Raw genomic sequence first — 14,051 nt, forward strand, 5'->3', positions numbered from 1 at the left:
TTCCTTGCGAGCGAGCGATTTCCGATCCTTCCACGAGGCGTCGAAGCGCAGCGGCGTGATCCTGTCGTTCGGCGGAGATCTCTCGGAGAACATCCTGTTCTCGCTCGGGGAAGTGCTGAAGCTGCGCATGCGGCACGAGGAGACCGACGCCGCGGTCGCCAAGCGCGTCTTCTCGATCTTCGTCGAGCAGGCCCAGAACGTGATCCGCTACTCGGCCGACAAGGTCGCGCCCGCCGAGCCGCCGGGCCCCGCCCGGGTCAGCGCCGGCATGATCGCCGTCGGCACCGAGGAGGGGCGGTTCTTCGTGGTCTGCGGCAACGAGGTCGGCAGGACCGAAGTGCCGCGGCTGCGCGAGCGGCTCGACGAGATCGCCACCCTGTCGAGCGACGAGCTCAGGAAGGTCTACCGCGAGAAGCTGCGCCAGCCGCCGGACGAGGGCAGCCTTGGCGGCAGCATCGGACTGATCGAGATCGCCCGCCGGTCGAGCGCCCCGGTCGAGTACGACTTCCAGGATCTGGGCGCGGAGCGCAGCCTGTTCTGCCTCAAAGCCTTCATCTGAGGATCGCACGGACATGGACCGCATCACGCTGCCCCGGACCGAGCGCTCGCCCGAGGTCGATTTCGACTTCGCGTCGGGGCGGCTCGTCCTGCGCGGCGAATCCTACCCGGAGGACGCCGCCGCGTTCTTCGGCCCGCTGCTGCAGGCCCTGCGCGGCCACCTCGCGGCGACCGAGGCGAGCCCGATCACCTTCGACGTCGCGCTCGCCTACTTCAACTCGTCGAGCGCCAAGGCGCTGATGAACCTGTTCATGCCCCTGGAGGACGCCGCCGCCGAGGGGCGCCCGGTGACGATCCGCTGGATGTTCGGCACCGACGACGACGTGATCCAGGAGGCCGGCGAGGATTTCGCGGCCGACTTCGCGCATGCCCGGTTCGAGATGATCGCGAGCGTCCCCGCGTGAGCCCGCACCGGGCGCCGGCCCACGATCTCCTGTCCGAGCCGGCGGACGCCTTCAGCCTGTTCGACACCGAGGAGGCCGTTCTCGGCCGGTCCGAGGTGATGCTGGCCCGCCTCGCCGAGGTCGGCGACGGGGTGCGGGAGCTCGCCGGCGCCTACCGGCGCAGCTACCACGAGCAGCGCCGGCTGGTGCGGCTGAGCGACCGGATGCAGCTCGACCTGCACCGGGCCAACCAGCGGATGGCCGAGCAGCAGCGCGCCCTGCGACACCTCAACGACGCCCTCTCGGCGGAGATCGAGCACCGTGCGCGCCTCGAGGCCGAACTCCGCCGCCTCGCCGACACCGACCACCTCACCGACGCCCTGTCGCGCCGCCGCTTCCTGCAGATCTGCGAGGAGGTCTGGGCCCGGACCCAGTCGGGCGACACGCCCTCCAGCGTGCTGATGCTCGACCTTGACCGCTTCAAGCTGATCAACGACCGCTACGGCCACAGCGCGGGCGACACGGTCCTCAAGGCCTTCGTCGAGACCTGCCGCGACAGCCTGCGCGCGGTCGACGTGATCGGCCGCATGGGTGGTGAGGAATTCGCCATCCTCGTCACCGGCACCGTGATGGCCGAGGCGCAAGTCATCGCCGAGGCGCTCCGCCGCGCGGTGGCGCAGCGGCCGGTGCGCCTGGAGCACGGCCCGCTGCCGATCTCGGTGAGCATCGGCCTCGCGGCGTTCGGCCCGAGCGAGTCGATGTCGGCGACGCTCCGGCGGGCCGACGCGGCGCTCTACGCCGCCAAGCATGCCGGCCGCGACTGCGTGCGCTGCGCGGCCGAACCAGGCGCGTCCCTGACCTGAGGCGCCGCGCGCCCGGCCTCGGAGCGGAACCGCTGTGACACGGAGTGACGTCGCGTGAGCGGACCTGACACGGCCCTGGACAGCCCGCGTCCCGCCGGGGGGATCCGCGGCGCACGACCGCTGCGGACCGGGGATGCCCTGGCGCGGCTCGGCTTCGCCGACATCGATCCGGTCCCGGCCGCCGGCGGCGCCGGGCGCGCGGGCGGCCTGCGCGGGGCCGGCCCGATCCGCCGGGGCGATCCCCTGTCGAAGCGCGGCTTCGCCGACGTGCTGGCCGCGGGCGCGCCCGCGGACGAGCTGATGAAGCCCGGCGCCCTGCGCGGGGCGGCCCGAGGCCGCGACCTCGACAGCCTGTCCCACACCCTGTTCCTGCGCATCTACCCGGTGATCGGTGCCCTCCTGCTGCTGACCCAGCTCGGGATCGCCTGGGTGACCTACACCGACCAGCTCCGGCTGTACGGCGACCGGGCGCATCTCCTCGCCCGGCTCACCGCCGCGGCGATCGCGCGGCCCGACTGGGCGCGCGACCCGGACGCCTACGACGGCCCGCTCAAGGCCCTGGCCGCCGAGCCCGATTTCGCCCACGCCGTCCTGCGCGACGCCGCGGGCCACGTCGTCGGGACGGCGGGCGCGGCGCCCCCCGCGCGGGGCTGGTCCACCCTCTCGGCCCAGGCCGACCTGTCGGTGCCCGGCCGCGCCGGCCCGGCGGGCAGCCTGACCGTCACGGTCTCCACGAAGGCGCTGCGGGACAACGCGGCGTGGCAGGTGATGCTCGCCCTCGGCGCCAGCGTCGGGCTGATGATCGCCTTCGTGGTCACCCTGCACGCCACCGTGCGCCGCCACGTCATGGCGCCGCTGATGCGGCTGCTGCTCGCCATGCGGGAGATCGAGCACAAGCGCTGGACGACCGTGGAGCTCGGGGGCGCCTACCGGCCGAGCAACGAGATCGACGTCATCAGCCAGGCCTTCAACCGCATGGTCGAGGGCCTGCGGAGCGGCGACGCCGCCAAGCAGCTCCTCGTCGAGCTGGAGCAGGCCCACGACAGGCTGGAGCGCGCCAACCGCCAGGTGGTCGAGAGCATCGGCTACGCGCGGCGCATCCAGGATTCGGTGCTGCCGGACCGCAACGCCCTGGCGGGCGCGGGGGTCGAGGTCGCGGTGCTGTGGGAGCCGCTCCACGTCGTCGGCGGCGACTATTTCTGGCTGGAGGAGATCGACGGCCTCTGCGTGATCGCGGTGGCCGACTGCACCGGCCACGGCGTGCCCGGCGCGTTCCTGACCCTGATCGTCGCGACCGCCCTCGACCGGCTGCTGCACGAGCGCGGCCTGCGCGCGCCGGCGGCGATCCTGGCCGGGCTCGACGCGATGGTCCGCACGCAGCTCCGCCAGGACGGCCGCGGCGCCGAATCGGATGACGGGCTCGATTGCGGCCTGTGCGTCTGGGACCGCGCGGCCGGGACGCTGCACTTCGCCGGCGCCGGCCTGTCGCTCACGGTGGTCCGGGACGGCGTGGCCGAGCGCGTCCGCGGCGGCCGCCGGGGGCTCGGCTACCCGCGCCCCGCCCGTGACGGGCAGCCGGAGGACGTCGTCGCGGACATCGCCGTTCCGGTGGCGGGCGCCACCTTCTACCTGATGACGGACGGCATCACCGACCAGATGGGCCGCGCGGCGCCCGACCGGGCGCCGCGGCTCCTCGGCCGGCGCGGCGTGGCCGACAGCCTCCTGCGCCACGCCGACCTGCCCCTCGCCGCCCAGACCGTGGCCCTCGAGGCCGATCTCGACGCCTATCGCGGGACCGAGGCCCGGCGGGACGACATGACCCTGGTGGCGTTCCGGCTTCCTCCGGCGACCGCCGCCGGCTGAGACCGGCCGTACCCCTCGGGGCCATCGATGCCAGGTGCGCATCGATCAATCCAACAATGACGTTGGACAGGCCGTCCGGCCTGCGGCACTCCTGGGCCCGGCCCCGGGAGAGCCGTCGCGGTCGCCGCCGAGAGGCACCGCCAAGAACCGCCTCCGGGGCTTCCCGCGCGCCCGCGCGGACAAGACTGGGAGGAAGCCATGGCTGAGGACGCCGTCACCGGGATCCGCCTGCGGTCTGTCGCCCTGCCGCTGAGGACCCCGATCAGCGACGCCAAGGTGCTCACCGGCCGCCAGAAGCCGATGACCGAGATCGCGATCCTGTTCTGCGAGGTCGAGAGCCGGGAGGGCCATCGCGGCCTCGGAATCAGCTATTCCAAGCGCGCCGGCGGGCCGGGCCAGTTCGCCCATGCTCGCGAGATCGCTCCGGCGCTGCTCGGGGTGGATCCGAGCGACATCGCCAAGGCCTGGGACACGCTCGCCTGGGCCGGCGCCTCGGCCGGCCGCAGCGGCCTCGCCGTCCAGGCGATCGGTGCCTTCGACGTGGCCCTGTGGGATCTCAAGGCGCGGCGGGCCGGCCTGTCGCTCGCCAAGCTCCTCGGGGCGCAGCGCGACTCGGTGCGCTGCTACAACACCTCGGGCGGCTTCCTGCACACGCCGCTGGAGGAGCTGCTCGTCAACACCGACCACGCCCGGGCGAAGGGCATCGGCGGCGTCAAGCTGAAGGTCGGCCAGCCGGACTGGGCCGAGGATATCCGCCGGGTCTCGCGGGTGCGCGAGCATCTGGGCGACGCCTTCCCGCTCATGGTCGACGCCAACCAGCAATGGGACCGGCCGACCGCGATGCGGATGGGCCGGACCTTCGAGCGCTTCAACCTGATCTGGATCGAGGAGCCCCTCGACTGCCTGGATGCCGCCGGGCACGCGGCCCTGGCCGCCGCCCTCGACACGCCGGTCGCCACCGGCGAGATGCTGACGAGCGTCGCCGAGCACTGGGACTTCATCCGCCAGGGCGGCGCCGACTTCCTGATGCCCGACGCGCCGCGGGTCGGCGGCATCACGCCCTTCCTCAAGGTGGCGGCGCTCGCCGAGTTCGCCGGGCTGACGATCGCGCCGCACTTCTCGATGGAGCTGCACATCCACCTCGCCGCCGCGCTGCAGCGGGAGCCCTGGGTCGAGCATTTCGAGTGGCTGGAGCCGCTGTTCAACGAGCGGCTGGAGCTGGAGGACGGCCGCATGCGCGTGCCGACCCGGCCGGGCCTCGGCCTCTCCCTGAGCGAGCAGGCGCTGGCCTGGACGCGCGAGACCGCCGGGTTCGGCAGCCTCGGCTGAGCGCACGGGGAGGGGACGCTCCGAGGCCGGCCGACCCGGATCGTCCGATCCTCCCCCCATCCCGCGGTGCGGCCGCGCGGCGGCCGCCTCGAAGGAGCTCTCCGCCGGGGCCGCGACGCGTCACCTCAGGACGAGGGTCGGACCTCGTCGTGCCGCGCTCCGCCCGAGCGGGCACAGCGAAGGCCCGTTCCGTCCCGACCACGCCGTCGGGCGGCCCACCGGGGCCGTGGACCGGAGCCGCCTGTACCAGTGTCCGCCGCCCGGAATCGGCCGCCGGTGCGCGCGCGACGATATCCTGACCTGGAAAATGACATAGGCCGCTTTTTCAAGGCGGTCAGCGAAGTAAAACCGTGACCTTGTCGCGGGGTGGCGTCCGCGATCGATTGCCGATACGCTGCGTTTCTGTCGTCGCGATCCTCTCATTTGAAAATTTACAAAGAACAGATCTGGAGTGACCGGTCCATGTCGTGTGTCGAAGGAGAAGGTCATCGCCGCGTCCCGGGCGGCACGCGCGCGGGGCCCGGCGCGACGCGGCCGGTCGCGCGTTCCGAGGCGGCGGGCAAGATCGTCAACCGCCACGGCGATCACGCCTGTCGCCTGCGGCTGACCGCCGGCGCCGCGCCGATGCTGACCCGATGAGTCCTCCCGGCCATCTGTCGCGCCGCGCGCTCCTGGCCGCCGCGGCGGCCGGGGCGCTCGTCCCGCGCGCCGCCGCCGCGCAGGCGGCCGCCCGCATCGCCGCCCTGGGCGGGGCCGTCACCGAGATCCTCTACCGCCTCGGCGCCGGCGGCCGGATCGTCGCGGTCGACACGACCAGCCTCTACCCGCCCGAGGCGCTGCGCGAGAAGCCGAGTGTCGGCTACCTGCGGGCGCTCTCGGCCGAGGGCCTTCTGGCGCAGCAGCCCGACCTGATCATCGCCGCCGAGGGGGCCGGGCCGCCGGCCGTCCTGGCGCAGCTGCGCGAGGCCGGGCTGCGCGTCGAGACGGTGACGGAGCCGCCGAATCCCGAGGGCGTGCTGGACAAGATCGAGACGGTCGGGCGCCTCGCCGGCCTGGAGCGCGAGGCCGAGGCGCTCGAGACCGAGGTCCGCGCGCGCTTCGCCGACCTCGCGACCCGGCGCGCCCGGATCGCCCGGGCGGCCCGGGCCCTCGTCGTCCTGTCGGTCCAGGGCGGCCGGACCGTCGTCGGCGGCACCGGCTCCTCGGCGGACGGCATCCTGGCCCTGGCGGGCATCGGCAACGCGGCCGCGGGCCTGGAAGGCTTCAAGCCGATGACCGACGAGGCCATCGTGGCCGCCGCCCCCGACGCGGTGGTGATGATGCAGAACGGGCCCGAGCCGCCGAAGCCCGAGAGCATCTTCTCCCCCGGCACGGCCCTCGGCCAGACGCCGGCGGCGGCGCGGGGGCGGCTGGTGGCCATGGACGGCCTCTACCTCCTCGGGTTCGGGCCGCGCACGCCCGAGGCCGCCACCGACCTGATGCGGGCGCTCTACCCGGACCTGCCGCGTGACTGAGCCGCGCGGCGGCGGGCGGGGCGCGTGAGCCGCCGCGCGGCGCCCTGGGTGCTGGGTGTCCTGGCGGCCCTGGTGCTCGCCGCCGCCCTGCTCTCGGTGAGCCTCGGGGCGATCCCCATCCCGCCGGACCGGGTCTTCGCGGTCCTGATCGGGGAGGGGAGCGATCCGGCCCGCGCCCGCGACGGGCTTGTGATCCTCTCGATCCGCCTGCCCCGCACCCTGCTCGGGCTGCTGGTCGGGGCCGGGCTGGCGGTCTCGGGGGCGCTGATGCAGGGGCTGTTCCGCAACCCCCTGGCCGATCCGGCGCTGGTCGGGGTCTCGTCGGGGGCGGGGCTCGCGGCCGCGGTGATCATCGTCCTGGGCGACCGGATCCTCGCCGGGCTGGGGCTTCCCGGGCCGCTGCCCTACGCCGCGCTGCCGGCCGGAGCCTTCCTCGGCGGCCTGTGCGCGACCCTCATCCTCTACGCCCTCGCCACCCGGTCCGGGCGCACCGCGGTGGCGACGATGCTGCTCGCGGGGATCGCGCTGGGGGCGCTGAGCGGCGCGCTGACCGGCCTGCTGACCTTCGTCAGCGACGACCGGCAACTGCGCGATCTCGCCTTCTGGTCCCTGGGCAGCCTCGGCGGGGCCACCTGGTCCAAGGTCGCGGCCTCGGCGCCGCTGATCCTGCCGGTGCTGGCCGCGGTCCCGCTCCTCGGCCGCGGCCTGAACGCCCTCGTCCTCGGCGAGGCCGAGGCGTTCCATCTCGGCGTCCCGGTGGAGCGGCTGAAGCGCGCCTGCATCGTGCTGGTGGCGGTCGCGGTGGGCGCCAGCGTGGCGGCGGCGGGGGTGATCGGCTTCGTCGGCCTCGTGGTGCCGCACGCCCTGCGGCTGCTGATCGGCCCGGGGCACCGGCTGCTGCTGCCGGCCTCGGCACTCCTCGGCGGCGCCTTCCTGGTCCTCGCCGACGTGGTGGCGCGCCGCGTCGCCGCGCCCGCCGAGCTGCCGATCGGGATCGTCACAGCGCTGGTCGGCGCGCCGGTCTTCCTGTGGCTGCTTCTCGGCCGGGTGCGACCGGACGATGTCTGACGATGTCTGACAATGTCTGATCCGGCCCTGCTCACGGCCCGCGACCTGACCGTCACGGTGGCGGGGCGCGACCTCGTGCGCGACGTCTCCCTGGCGGTGGCGGGCGGCACCCTGCAGGTGATCGTCGGCCCCAACGGGGCCGGCAAGTCGACCCTCGTCCGCCTGCTCAGCGGCGCCATGGGCCCGACCCGGGGCAGCGTCGCCTATGACGGTGCGCCCGTGGCGACGATCCCGCCCTGGCGCCTCGCCGCGACGCGGGCGGTGCTGCCGCAGGCGGCGCGCCTCGCCTTCCCGTTCGCGGCGGCCGAGGTCGCCCGGATCGGCCTCGACGGCATCGGCCGGGGCCTCGGGGCCCGCGACCGGGCGGCGATCCTGGCCCGGGCCCTCGCGCGGGCCGACGTGGCGCATCTCGCCGACCGGGCCTACCCGACCCTCTCGGGCGGGGAGCAGGCGCGGGTGCAGTTCGCCCGCGTGCTCTGCCAGCTGGAGGCCGGCCGCACGGTGGCGGACCGGCAGGTGCTGTTCCTCGACGAGCCGACCGCGAGCCTCGACCTCCGGCACCAGGGCGCGCTGCTCGACGCCGCCGCCGGGCTGGCGGCGACCGGCGTCGCCGTGGTGGCGATCCTCCACGACCTCAACCTCGCGGCCGCCTACGCCGACCGGCTGCTGGTGCTGGACGGGGGCCGGCTGGTCGCCAGCGGGCGGCCGGCCGAGGTCCTGACCGACGACCTCATCGCCGGGGTCTTCGGCGTCCGCTGGCCGGTCGGGCGGGTGCCGCCGGGCGGTCAGCCCTTCCTGCTACCGCACCGGGGCGCGCCCGGTCGGCGCGGCTAGCGATAGCGCGACGGGTGGTATTCCCGGTAGCTCAGGCCGATCACGGCCGCGAGCAGGCCGGCTCCCCGGCACAGCGTGTAGCCGCCGCCGATCAGGGTCGCCGGCCTGAGGGACAGGCCGGCGATCCCGAGCCGCAGAAGGCCGCCGCCGAGGCGCACGAAGCCGCGGCCCGCGTTGGCGAGCCGGCCGCCCACCGTTTCCGGGCGGAGCCGGCCGAGATAGGCCTCGACGCTGCCGCTGCGGTACCAGCGCGCCAGCAGCCAGCGCACCCGCATCCGGTGCGTCGGGATGCTGTCGTAGACCACGGCCGTCTCGGCCCAGGCGATCCGGTGCCCGGCGAGCATCAGGGCCCGGAAGAAGAACGTGTCCTCGCCGCCCATCGTGTTGAAGCGCATGTCGAAGGACAGGCCCAGCGCCCGGATCACCCGCAGGTCCAGGAGCGCGTTGGCGGTGTAGCCGTCCTCCACGTAGCCGTCGCGGACCGGCAGGCGCTTGGCGAAGAAGCCCCCGGCGGCCGCCCAGGCGGGCGGAACCCGGTCGAAGAACGGCACGACCGGCCCGACGCAGGCCGCGACGCCCGCGGCGAGGGCGGTCTCGAGCAGGTTGTGGAGCCAGTCGCGGTCGGGAAACTCGTCGTCGTCGATCAGAGCGACCCAGTCCGCGCCGGCCGCGGAGGCCTCAGCGAGGCTGCGGTTGCGGACCGCGGCGAGGCCGCGGGTCTCCTCCCGGGCGTAGGTGACGGGGAAGCGGCCGGTCGCCCGGTAGGCCTCCACCACCGGGACGGCGGCGCGGCTGCGCCCGTTGTCGATGATCAGGATGCGCAGGGCGGTCTCTGCGAGGCTGCCGAGCCGCTGCTGGTCCAGGGCCTTGAGCAGGCGCGCCAGCCCCACGGGCCGCTCGCAGGTGCAGATGCAGATGCACAGGCGCATCGTCTTACCTCTGTCCGATCGGGTGGGCGTGCGGCCGCGGCCGCAGGCGCTTGCCCGCCGCCGCCAGCAGCGTCGCGGCCAGGAACCGCCAGATCCGGGGATGCCGGAGCGCCAGGGTCGCGCCCGCGCGCCAGCGGCCGGCCTGGGCCGCCTCGATGACCTGGGCGATCAGCCGCGTCACCGCGAGGCCGTCGCGGTAGGCGCGGCTGCCGTGGCGGATCTCGGCGGAGCGCGACCGCGCCTCGGCGAGGCGGCCGTGCTCGGCCCGGGCCGCGAAGGCCGCGTCGAGGCGCGCGATGTCGGCCTGGCGCAGCCGGTGCGACAGGGAGGTGGGCCCGCGCCGGTAGCCGTAGCCCGCGTAGGTGGTGACCACGAACCGCGCCCCCGCCGCGAGGGCTTCCAGGCACAGCAGGAAATCTTCCCCGATCCGGACGCCCTCGTCGTACCGGATGCCGTGCCGGCGCAGAATCTCGGCGCGCATCATGGGCTTGAGGTAGCCGAGCTTGGTCACCCGGCTGAGCAGCTGGTTGCTGGCGATGTACTTGGCGAGGTCGATCTCGAACAGGTACGGCTCCCGGCCCCCCTCCAGCATGCCCGGCCCCTGCGGGTCGAACATGTCGGTGAACGGGATCGGGTTGTCGGCGACGATGTCGGCATCCGCCGCGAGCGCGAGATCGAGCAGGGTTCGGGTGCGGTCGGGCAGGATCAGGTCGTCGGCGTCGAGGATCGCGATCCACCGGCCCCGGGCGGCGTTCAGCGCCGCGTTCCGGGCGCTCGACGGGCCCCGGGGCGTGCCCGGTCCGGCATCGGCGAGAGGAATGACGCGAACCCGCGGATCGGCTTCCGCCAGGCGCGCCAGCACGGAGGCGGTCCCGTCCCGCGAGCCGTCATCGACCGCCACCACCTCCACGGCGACGCCGGTCTGGGCGAGGGCGGAACGGATGGCCGTCTCGATCCAGGGCGCCGCGTCGTGCGCGGCCATGATGAAGGAGACGTCCACGAAGGTGCCCCGAGCATCGGACAAGAGTTGATCCGCCATCGCGCTTCCTGGGCCGCCGGGCGCGGCCTCCGAGACCGCCCCCGACTTTGGCCGGAAGCGATCGGCGCGCACGACGCTCAAAGGGCGTAGGGCGGCCGCCATCCCCTCCCATTGCGGGGGATGGCCCCGACGGCCGGAACAGGTCAGTGCGTGTCGGGGGCTGTGTCGCCCGCGGGGCGGGAATTCCGGACGCTGAGGCCCTTCGCCAAAATCGTCCGGACGTGGGCGCGCAATTTTTGTTTTCTCTCCGCCGAGGCAGGAGAATCTTTTTTGAGGCTCGAATCGCCGGAGGCTGCCATGTCGAACGCCCCTGAGGCCCGTCACCGCGCGCCGCCATCGCCGAAGCGGCCGCAAGGGTGATCGGCGATACCTATAATGGATTATTTGGCTGGAATCTCGACATTATTGCAACGCAACCAACGAAAACAGTTTTGATGTTTGTTAAGGTTTATGTCTCCTACTGAGCATTGTCGGACGTGGGCGAACTACGTAGGTAGTATCCGAGGGCCCTCCCGAGGGCGGAAATCAGGGAGGAGATGAGTGCCCAGTCGCTTCTATTTCGACATCGAGAACGGCGAGGAGACGATCCGCGACGCGCAGGGCGTGGAAGCCGCGGACTTGGCCGAGGCGCTCGCGGAGGCCCGCAGCGTGATCGACGAAATGGCGGGTGAACTGGAGGTCGCGGGACCGGCCGGCGCGTGGACGCTCGTCGTGCGCGACGCCACCGGCGCGGAGGTCGGCCGGGTGCCGATCAAGGGCTGAGCCGGGGACGCGCGAGCGGATTACGGGCCGACCAGCGCGGAGGCGCCGACCCGCCGGCGCGGGGCCCGCAGCAGCCGGCGTGCGGGCCGCTCCAGGAGCCGCCACGACAGTTCGGCCAGCAGCAGCGTCAGCATCAGGTCGAGCGCCATGGAGACCGAGCGCGGTCCGGCGACGTCGAGGCCGACGAGGGCCAGCACCCGCTCCGCGTGGAGCGGCACGTGGAACAGGTAGGCGGCGTAGCTGATCACGCCGATCCGGCGCAGCCACGGGATCTCCAGGAGGGCGACCGCGCGGCCCTCTCGCGCCTCGACCACCTGCAGCAGCAGCAGCGCCGCCAGGACGCCGCTGAGGCGGCCGAGAACGAGCCACCAGCCGGTCGGCGCGATCAGGAGCGGCAGGGCCACGAACAGGGCCAGCACGCCGGCCAGGGCGGCGTCGCGGGCGAGCCAGGCCGGGAGCGGCCGGGTGCGCAGGCCGGCGAGGCCGCCCAGCGCGATCAGTCCGACATTGGCCAGGGTGTCGACGTCGAAGCACCGCGGCGCAGCGCCCGCCCGCCACAGGGCACCGTGCGCCAGGACGCTGATCCCGACCAGGAGCCAGCACAGCGTGCCGAGGTGGCGCCGCGGCAGGAACAGGGCCGCCGGCGCGAACAGCAGGTAGAATTGCTGCTCGACCGCGAGGCTCCAGAGATGGCCGAGCTCGGTGCCCCAGCCGTTCAGCTCGATGTAGATGTTGGTGACGTAGAACCACGTCGCGAGCTTGAACGCGTCGTTGCCGAGACTGGCCGGGTCGCCGGTCCGGACCGTGTAGAGCACGAACAGGAAGACGTAGTAGACCGGCACGATCCGGGCGACGCGATTCCGGTAGAACAGCCCGAGGCTGCCGAGCGGGGTCGACGCGCCCGCCTCCACGGCCGTGCGGGCCGCGGCGAGGATCCGGACGATCAGGAAGCCGCTCAGGACGAAGAACAGCCACACGCCGGCCGTGCCGAGGGCCTCGGTCCTCGGGCTCGGCGCCTTGTGGCTGACGAAGACCATCAGGAACGCCAGGGCCCGCAGGCCGTCGAACCCGTTGATGCGGCGCTCTGAAGGGGCCACGGCGCGTCCTGTCCGGTGATCGACCGCGCCGCGCCGGGGCAGAACGCGCCCGCGCGGCCGGGTCCGGCCGGGAGGGCCGGGCAGCCCGGTTTAGACCGGCCCCCGCGCGGGGGCCCTTACCTCGATCGGCGGACGGGACCTCCCCGAAAGCGGTCCCGCCGCCCGGTAGGGCCGTCAGCGGCGGCGGATGAGCAGGACGACGAGGCCGACGGCGACGGCCGCCCCGGCCTGGGCGGCCAGCAGCGCGAGCAGGAACCCCTTCGGTAGAACAACCGCGAAACCGATCGCTCCTCCAATCAGTGCAGCGAACACCAGCACGACCAGCAACGCCTTACCTCCATTGATGGATCGGCGGCCGTCTTGTTGCCGAACCGGTCGTGGGCCCAGTGTTGTCGCAAGGGTTCCGCCTGCGATCGACGCCCCTTCGGACCGGCCGAGCGCCGCCGAAGCCGGCTGCGGCGAGGCTGGCCGAACCGGCCGGCTGCGCACGTCGCTCCGCAAGTTCCGATCCCGTCTCACCCCGAGTCAAGGAGCCGACATGTTGCGCCCGGCTGGGACCCCGACGCCGATCGAGTCGTCGACGCCGCAGGATATGGTCGAGACGCTGAACGAGGCGTTGGTCAAGACATTGCCGGCCCCGCGGCAGGCCGGCCCCGGCCTCCGGGCGAGCTGGGCGATGAAGCGCGTCCTCGACGCGACGATCGCGCTGACGGCGCTCTTCCTGCTTCTGCCCCTGCTGCTGTTCATCGCCCTGCTGATCTGGGGCAGCGACGGCCGGTCGCCGATCTTCCGACACAAGCGCCTCGGCCGGCACGGGCGCCCCTTCGGATGCCTGAAGTTCCGGTCCATGGTCGCGGACGGCGACGCGGTGCTGGCGCGGCATTTCGCCGAGAATCCCGATGCTCGGGCGGAGTGGGAGGCGTCCTTCAAGCTCACCCACGATCCCCGCGTCACGGCGCTGGGCCATGTCCTGCGCAAGACGTCCCTCGACGAGCTGCCGCAGCTCTGGAACGTGCTGCGCGGCGAGATGAGCCTCGTGGGGCCGCGGCCGATCGTCCAGGCCGAGGTCGTGCGCTACGGCGCCGACTTCACCGCCTGCTTCTCCGTTCCGCCGGGCCTGACCGGCCTCTGGCAGGTCTCCGGGCGCAGCGACACGGGCTACGCCGAGCGCGTCGCCCTCGATTGCGCCTATGCCAGCCAGTGGAGCCTCCGCCGCGACCTCGCCATCCTGCTCAAGACGGTTCCGGCCGTGCTGAGCCAGCGCGGCAGCCGCTAGGGCCATGACCGGGCGGCCGCGCCGCGCCCGCCGCGCCCGCCGCGGAGCGCGCCGATGAAGGGCATGATGCTCAACGCCCTGCTGGGCGTGATGCTGGGCCGCTTCGGCTCCGTCTGGCGGCTGCTGGTCTTCGTCCCGATCGTCGCGGCCGAGGTCGGCTACGGCCTCCTCGTCTACAACCTGAGCGCCGGCGCGTGCCTGCGGCGCGGGACGGCGCTGCTGGTCTGCGGGCAACTGGCCTTCCTGCTCGGCGCCCTGCTGCGGCCCATCGCCAACGAGCGGTGAGCCGTCCGGGCCCGGTGCGGCCCGGCGCGGCGAACCGGACACGTCAGGCCGGATCCTCCTCGGCGGCCGGCGCCTGAAGGCAGAGCCGCCAGAACTCCACGAAGCCGGCGGCGTACGCGGCGATGACGAGGCTCGACCAATGCATCGCGTGGCTCCGGGCGCGTTCGAGGGCCCAGCCTGCCGCGGAGACGTTAAGATTTAGTCCGGCCCGGTGTCGGTTCCGGTGTCCGGAGCCCGGTTCCGGTGTCCGG

The 14,051-nt window shown here is 73.6% G+C and carries 16 protein-coding genes; 12 read left to right on the forward strand and 4 right to left on the reverse strand.

Annotated elements, in window-relative coordinates; genetic code table 11:
* Positions 1-4: 4 nt before the first annotated feature.
* From LXM90_RS03315 to LXM90_RS03355, 9 genes are all read left to right on the forward strand, one after another.
* Positions 5-559: a SiaB family protein kinase gene (locus tag LXM90_RS03315; RefSeq protein ID WP_020091215.1), complete on the forward strand. Its 555-nt coding sequence runs from the start codon at positions 5-7 to the stop codon at positions 557-559.
* Between the two features lie 13 nt (positions 560-572).
* Positions 573-962, forward strand: coding sequence for a DUF1987 domain-containing protein (locus LXM90_RS03320; RefSeq protein ID WP_234081749.1), 390 nt, complete (start codon positions 573-575; stop codon positions 960-962).
* On the forward strand, positions 959-1,804 hold the full coding sequence (locus LXM90_RS03325; RefSeq protein WP_082557813.1) for a GGDEF domain-containing protein: 846 nt from the start codon (positions 959-961) through the stop codon (positions 1,802-1,804). The genes LXM90_RS03320 and LXM90_RS03325 overlap by 4 nt, the downstream gene beginning before the upstream one ends.
* Before the next feature lie 54 nt (positions 1,805-1,858).
* A complete protein-coding gene (locus LXM90_RS03330) occupies positions 1,859-3,667 on the forward strand; it encodes a SpoIIE family protein phosphatase (protein WP_234081751.1) in 1,809 nt (602 codons plus the stop codon).
* A 198-nt stretch (positions 3,668-3,865) separates the two neighbouring features.
* Positions 3,866-4,996 (forward strand): L-talarate/galactarate dehydratase, encoded by a 1,131-nt coding sequence (locus LXM90_RS03335; protein WP_234081754.1) that lies wholly within the window; start codon positions 3,866-3,868, stop codon positions 4,994-4,996.
* Positions 4,997-5,362: 366 nt separating this feature from the next.
* Positions 5,363-5,635, forward strand: a complete 273-nt coding sequence (locus tag LXM90_RS03340) for a hypothetical protein (protein WP_139307663.1) — start codon at positions 5,363-5,365, stop codon at positions 5,633-5,635.
* Positions 5,632-6,510, forward strand: coding sequence for a heme/hemin ABC transporter substrate-binding protein (locus tag LXM90_RS03345; RefSeq protein ID WP_103984545.1), 879 nt, complete (start codon positions 5,632-5,634; stop codon positions 6,508-6,510). The genes LXM90_RS03340 and LXM90_RS03345 overlap by 4 nt, the downstream gene beginning before the upstream one ends.
* Before the next feature lie 24 nt (positions 6,511-6,534).
* Positions 6,535-7,578 carry a FecCD family ABC transporter permease gene (locus LXM90_RS03350; protein ID WP_103984546.1) on the forward strand — a complete coding sequence of 348 codons (1,044 nt, stop codon included), beginning with the start codon at positions 6,535-6,537 and terminating at the stop codon, positions 7,576-7,578.
* Between the two features lie 12 nt (positions 7,579-7,590).
* Complete coding sequence (locus LXM90_RS03355; protein ID WP_103984547.1) at positions 7,591-8,412, forward strand: heme ABC transporter ATP-binding protein; 822 nt, start codon at positions 7,591-7,593, stop codon at positions 8,410-8,412.
* Here LXM90_RS03355 and LXM90_RS03360 read toward each other — a convergent pair.
* Both LXM90_RS03360 and LXM90_RS03365 read right to left on the reverse strand, forming a co-directional pair.
* Positions 8,409-9,341 carry a glycosyltransferase family 2 protein gene (locus LXM90_RS03360; protein WP_091675696.1) on the reverse strand — a complete coding sequence of 311 codons (933 nt, stop codon included), beginning with the start codon at positions 9,339-9,341 and terminating at the stop codon, positions 8,409-8,411. The two genes, LXM90_RS03355 and LXM90_RS03360, sit on opposite strands and share 4 nt — an antisense overlap.
* Positions 9,342-9,345: 4 nt before the next feature.
* Positions 9,346-10,365, reverse strand: coding sequence for a glycosyltransferase family 2 protein (locus tag LXM90_RS03365; RefSeq protein ID WP_234081757.1), 1,020 nt, complete (start codon positions 10,363-10,365; stop codon positions 9,346-9,348).
* Between the two features lie 555 nt (positions 10,366-10,920).
* Between LXM90_RS03365 and LXM90_RS03370 the strand changes: the two genes are divergently transcribed.
* Complete coding sequence (locus LXM90_RS03370; protein WP_020091205.1) at positions 10,921-11,142, forward strand: DUF6894 family protein; 222 nt, start codon at positions 10,921-10,923, stop codon at positions 11,140-11,142.
* A 20-nt stretch (positions 11,143-11,162) separates the two neighbouring features.
* Here LXM90_RS03370 and LXM90_RS03375 read toward each other — a convergent pair whose 3' ends face one another.
* Positions 11,163-12,239: an acyltransferase family protein gene (locus tag LXM90_RS03375; protein WP_020091204.1), complete on the reverse strand. Its 1,077-nt coding sequence runs from the start codon at positions 12,237-12,239 to the stop codon at positions 11,163-11,165.
* 174 nt (positions 12,240-12,413) lie between these two features.
* Positions 12,414-12,566, reverse strand: a complete 153-nt coding sequence (locus LXM90_RS03380) for a hypothetical protein (RefSeq protein ID WP_020091203.1) — start codon at positions 12,564-12,566, stop codon at positions 12,414-12,416.
* Positions 12,567-12,777: 211 nt separating this feature from the next.
* Between LXM90_RS03380 and LXM90_RS03385 the strand changes: the two genes are divergently transcribed.
* Complete coding sequence (locus LXM90_RS03385) at positions 12,778-13,515, forward strand: sugar transferase (protein ID WP_020091202.1); 738 nt, start codon at positions 12,778-12,780, stop codon at positions 13,513-13,515.
* 54 nt (positions 13,516-13,569) lie between these two features.
* Positions 13,570-13,800: a hypothetical protein gene (locus LXM90_RS03390; protein ID WP_020091201.1), complete on the forward strand. Its 231-nt coding sequence runs from the start codon at positions 13,570-13,572 to the stop codon at positions 13,798-13,800.
* The last annotated feature ends 251 nt before the right edge of the window (positions 13,801-14,051 follow it).

This window comes from Methylobacterium oryzae (genome assembly GCF_021398735.1).
Classification (GTDB): Bacteria; Pseudomonadota; Alphaproteobacteria; order Rhizobiales; family Beijerinckiaceae; genus Methylobacterium.